We start from the raw sequence: 5,024 nt of genomic DNA on the forward strand, positions 1-5,024 counted from the left end.
CTGGCGGAAGCGCCATCCTACGGCATGCCGGGCATCAACTTCGATCCGGCCTCGAAAGGTGCGCAGGCTTATCTAGCCTTCGGCGCAGAAATGGTTGAACGGATCAAGACAATTTAAAAACATCGAAAACTTCGCGGGCGCCGATACGTCGCGTTGCATTTCGATGAACACATGAGTGCGAGTCAGGAATTATGGTTACGAAAAAACAAAAGGGTTTGGGTCGCGGTCTGGAAGCATTGCTGGGCGGCGCTACCGATTTCAATGAAGCGGTAGCCGCTATCCCCGGCGCGCCTTCCACGTTGCAAGTCAGTGATATGCAGGCCGGCAAATACCAGCCTCGTACGCGCATGGATGAAGGTGCGCTGAACGAGCTGGCGGCATCGATCAAGGCGCAGGGTTTGCTGCAGGCGATTCTGGTGCGGCCGATTACCTCGCATAACGGTAGAGACCGCTATGAAATCATCGCCGGCGAACGCCGCTTCCGCGCTGCGCAACTGGCCGGTTTGACCGAAGTGCCGGTGCTGGTCAAGGAAGTCGACGACGAAGCTGCAGCGGCGATGGCCTTGATTGAAAACATCCAGCGCGAAGATTTGAATCCGCTGGAAGAAGCGCAAGGCATACATCGCCTGATTGCCGATTTCAATTTTACGCATGAGCAGGCGGCGCATGCCGTCGGACGTTCGCGCAGCGCGGTATCCAATCTGTTGCGTTTGTTGAACCTGGCCAAGCCGGTGCAAACCATGCTGATGGCCGGTGATATCGACATGGGCCATGCGCGCGCCTTGCTGGCGGTCGATGCGGGTACGCAAATCACTTTGGCAAATCAGGTTGTCGCCAAGCGGATGTCGGTGCGCGAAGCGGAAAAATTGGTGGTGCGTGCGACGCTGGAACAGGCGGCAGGCAACAAGCCGCGCGCCAACGGCAAGGAAAAATCGCGCGATATCGCGCGTCTGGAAGAAGAATTGTCGGATGCTTTGGCAACGCAAGTTGTCATCAAGCTGGGCGCAAAGAACAAAGGGCAGTTGGTGATCGAGTTTGCCGGCCTGGATGCGCTGGACGGCATTCTTGCCAAATTACGCGTCACGGCCTGAGACGCAGAGTTTGCCGGCATATTGCCTGCTGCTCAGGCCGGGTCATTTCGCCCTTGAGCATTGGCACATGCCGTTGGAAGCGGGGTTGAACAATGTCGTGCGCATACAACAGCGGGTGTGAAACGCGCCGCCGCGCCGCGATGGGACCGGGAATTTATTCCGCTGACGGTTTGTGTACACGTCCGTGTGCAAGGAATCTGAATGACCGGCGGCAAGGACTTGTGCATCCGGGCTGTTGATATAAGGCAAATAACATCCGGGAAAGTACGCCAACAGTCATCAAACTGTCATCAAGCTCGCCATTTTTCCCGCAGCAAACGTTTGACGCTGCGTACGGAAAGCCCTTATAATCCCGTGGCTTCATGAAACGCATGACTTAGTTTGTATTCACTCCAGCCCGAGTAGCTCGATCGCAAGATCGCCAAAGGGCTGCACCTTTGGACCCAGTATGCTGCCCGTCGTCCTCTTGCAACTCGCGACTACGGTAATCGCCAGTATTATTGCCGGTTTGATTGCAGGAATGCCGGCGCTGTATTCGGCGCTGCTAGGTGGGTTGTGCTGTGTGGTGCCGAATGGCCTGTTTGCGCTACGTTTATTTTCCGCTGCGCAAAAATCCGAGTCCGTTAATCCGATGACTTTTTTTATCGGGGAATTTATCAAGATTGCATTGACCATTGCACTGTTGGGTGCGGTGGTCTGGTTATACCGCGATTTGAATTTGCTGGCGCTAGTCGCCGCGTTCGTCGTGGCGCTAAAAAGTTACATCATCTTATTATTTAGGCACTGACATGGCGACTGAAATAGCTACTGCAGGGGCGGCGCATCACGCAGCACCAACCGCATCCGAATATATCGTTCACCATCTGGGGCATTTTTCGACCAAGCACCAGGACAAGATAGTCGATTTTTCGATTATCAACATGGACACGATTTTCTGGTCCGTATTCGCCGGTGTGGTCGGCTGCTTCCTGATGTACATGGCGGCACGCAAGGCGACTTCCGGTGTTCCGGGCCGTTTCCAGGCTGCAGTTGAAATGATTGTTGAAATGGTCGACAACCAGGCCAAATCGATTGTTCACGGCGATCGTACCTTCATCGCGCCATTGGCATTGACCGTATTCGTCTGGGTTGCCCTGATGAACTCGCTGGATTTCTTGCCTGTTGATATGTTCTCGGCAATTTTCAGCGCGCTTGGCATCGATCACCTTTTCCCGTATCACCGTGTGGTTCCTACCGCCGATTTGAACGGCACCATGGGTATCGCACTCGGCGTATTCGCGCTGATGATCTTCTACAACATCAAAATCAAAGGTGCTGGCGGCTTCATTCATGAACTGTTCGCGGCACCGTTTGGCATCTGGCTCGCACCGTTCAACCTGTTGTTGAACATGATTGAATTCGCAGCGAAAACCGTCTCCCTGGCGATGCGGTTGTTCGGCAACATGTACGCCGGCGAATTGTTGTTCCTGTTGATTGCATTGCTGGGTTCGACCGCGACAGCGTTCGGTTTCTTCGGTCATGTAGTGGCAGGCACGATGTGGGCAATCTTCCACATCCTGATTGTTTTCCTGCAGGCATTCATTTTCATGATGCTGACGCTGGTGTATATCGGCCAGGCGCATGAAGGGCACTAAGATTTTCAAAATTGGTTTTGGAATTGCAGTATCAGAAGGCTCCGTTTTTTAGTATTAATTTTTTGATTTAACTTTAACTTTGAAGGAATTGTCATGACTGATCTCTCATTTGTAGCGCTGGCTTGTGGTTTGATTATTGGTCTGGGCGCAATCGGCGCTTGTATCGGTATCGCAATCATGGGTGGCAAATACCTTGAGGCTTCTGCTCGTCAACCAGAATTGATGAACACATTGCAAACCAAAATGTTCCTGTTGGCTGGTCTGATCGATGCTGCGTTCCTGATCGGTGTTGGTATCGCTATGTTGTTCGCATTCGCTAACCCGTTCATCGCTAAGTAATTCGGTCACCGTACCGGTTCTGACGCTGAAGTGGTTTTCAGCACACGTTACTTAGAGAAGGAATTACCATGAACTTAAATGCAACTTTGATTGCGCAGTTCGTGGTCTTCTTCATCCTGGCAGGCTTCACGATGAAATTCGTGTGGCCACCACTGATGAATGCGCTCGATGAGCGCGCCAAGAAGATCGCGGACGGTTTGGCAGCTGCCGAACGTGGCAAGTCTGATCTGGCAGCCGCTGAAAAGCGCGCCCAGGCAGAACTGACATCTGCGCAAGAAGCAGGTCAAAAGCGTATCGGCGATGCCGAGAAGCGCGGCCAAAGCATTATTGATGAAGCCAAGAAAACTGCTGCTGAAGAAGCTGCGCGTATTCTGGCTGCCGCTAAAGCGGATGCTGACCAGCAAGTAACCCAGGTTCGCGAAGCATTGCGTGACCAGGTTGCTACCCTTGCAGTTAAAGGTGCTGAGCAAATCCTGAAGCGTGAAGTCAATGCTGCAGTCCACGCCGATCTGTTGAACCAACTGAAAGCCGAGCTGTAATCATGGCCGAACTCGCAACGATTGCCCGTCCTTACGCCGAAGCTCTGTTCCGTGTGGCGAAAGCCGCGGATTTGAACAGCTGGTCTGAACTGGTTTCCGAAATGGCACAGGTTGCTGCGAATCCCGATGTGTATGCATTGGCGCACAACCCGAAAGTTTCGGACGACCTGATCAGCAGCACTTTCATCTCGGCGCTCAAATCGCCGGTTGGCGCTGAAGCGAAAAACTTCATCAACATGCTGGTGCAAAACGACCGCCTGACGCTGTTGCCGGAAATCGCGACGCAGTTTCACGCATTGAAAAATGCGCAAGAAGGCGCTGCTGATGCAGAAATCGTCAGCGCGTTTGAACTGTCTGCAGCGCAGTTGACCGAGCTGGTCGCTACGCTGGAAAAGAAATTCGGCCGCAAGCTTAACCCGACCGTCGCTGTTGATAGCGCACTGATCGGTGGCGTGCGTGTCGTTGTTGGTGATGAAGTGCTCGACACCTCGGTACGCGCGAAACTGCAACAGATGCACGTTGCGTTGACTGCGTAATCGTTGCCGAGCCTAGCCCAAGCTACAGAGAAAAATTTTAGGAGTTTATATGCAACTCAACCCGTCTGAAATCAGCGAACTGATCAAGAGCCGGATTCAAGGGCTCGGCGACAACGCTGAGATTCGCAATCAAGGCACGGTCATTTCCGTGTCCGACGGTATCTGCCGCATTCACGGTCTGTCCGACGTCATGCAAGGCGAGATGCTGGAATTCCCAGGCAATACTTTCGGCCTCGCGCTGAACCTGGAACGTGATTCCGTCGGCGCCGTTATTCTGGGCGAATACGAGCACATCTCGGAAGGCGACACGGTTAAATGTACCGGTCGTATTCTGGAAGTGCCTATCGGTCCTGAACTGCGCGGTCGCGTCGTCAATGCCCTCGGTCAACCGATCGACGGCAAAGGCCCGGTCAATGCAAAATTGACTGCACCTATCGAAAAAATCGCACCAGGCGTTATTGCTCGTCAATCCGTTGATCAACCAATGCAAACCGGTATCAAGGCGATTGACGCGATGGTACCTATCGGTCGCGGTCAACGCGAACTGATCATTGGCGATCGTCAAACCGGTAAAACAGCTGTTGCGATCGATGCCATCATCAATCAAAAAGGTCAAAACGTAACGTGTATCTACGTTGCTATCGGCCAAAAAGCATCGTCGATCAAAAACATCGTGCGTTCGCTGGAACAGCACGGCGCAATGGAATACACGATCGTGGTTGCTGCAACCGCATCGGAATCCGCTGCAATGCAGTTCGTTTCGGCCTACTCCGGTTGCGCCATGGGCGAATACTTCCGCGATCGCGGTGAAGATGCGCTGATCGTGTATGACGATTTGTCGAAACAAGCTGTTGCGTACCGTCAGGTTTCCCTGCTGTTGCGCCG

At 53.2% G+C, this 5,024-nt stretch carries 8 protein-coding genes; all 8 read left to right on the plus strand.

Annotation, left to right across the window (positions count from 1 at the left end; all coding sequences use genetic code 11):
* Positions 1–117, plus strand: a 117-nt coding sequence (locus ABWP27_RS12145) for a ParA family protein (RefSeq protein ID WP_502905347.1), incomplete at its 5' end; no start/stop codon positions are given.
* 74 nt (positions 118–191) lie between these two features.
* The gene (locus tag ABWP27_RS12150) at positions 192–1,091 is read left to right on the plus strand and encodes a ParB/RepB/Spo0J family partition protein (RefSeq protein WP_353157194.1); all 900 of its coding nucleotides are present in this window, start codon (positions 192–194) and stop codon (positions 1,089–1,091) included.
* Between the two features lie 448 nt (positions 1,092–1,539).
* Positions 1,540–1,878 carry an ATP synthase subunit I gene (locus tag ABWP27_RS12155; protein ID WP_012081469.1) on the plus strand — a complete coding sequence of 113 codons (339 nt, stop codon included), beginning with the start codon at positions 1,540–1,542 and terminating at the stop codon, positions 1,876–1,878.
* A gap of 1 nt (position 1,879) precedes the next feature.
* A complete protein-coding gene (gene atpB, locus ABWP27_RS12160) occupies positions 1,880–2,725 on the plus strand; it encodes a F0F1 ATP synthase subunit A (protein WP_353157197.1) in 846 nt (281 codons plus the stop codon).
* Between the two features lie 93 nt (positions 2,726–2,818).
* Complete coding sequence (atpE, locus tag ABWP27_RS12165) at positions 2,819–3,064, plus strand: F0F1 ATP synthase subunit C (protein WP_011872763.1); 246 nt, start codon at positions 2,819–2,821, stop codon at positions 3,062–3,064.
* A 68-nt stretch (positions 3,065–3,132) separates the two neighbouring features.
* Positions 3,133–3,603 carry a F0F1 ATP synthase subunit B gene (locus ABWP27_RS12170; protein WP_353157201.1) on the plus strand — a complete coding sequence of 157 codons (471 nt, stop codon included), beginning with the start codon at positions 3,133–3,135 and terminating at the stop codon, positions 3,601–3,603.
* A 2-nt stretch (positions 3,604–3,605) separates the two neighbouring features.
* Positions 3,606–4,139 (plus strand): F0F1 ATP synthase subunit delta, encoded by a 534-nt coding sequence (locus ABWP27_RS12175; protein WP_353157204.1) that lies wholly within the window; start codon positions 3,606–3,608, stop codon positions 4,137–4,139.
* 49 nt (positions 4,140–4,188) lie between these two features.
* Positions 4,189–5,024, plus strand: an 836-nt coding sequence (locus ABWP27_RS12180; RefSeq protein ID WP_502905346.1) for a F0F1 ATP synthase subunit alpha, incomplete at its 3' end; no start/stop codon positions are given.

It is taken from the genome of Herminiimonas fonticola (genome assembly GCF_040395855.1).
GTDB lineage: Bacteria > Pseudomonadota > Gammaproteobacteria > Burkholderiales > Burkholderiaceae_D > Oxalicibacterium > Oxalicibacterium fonticola_A.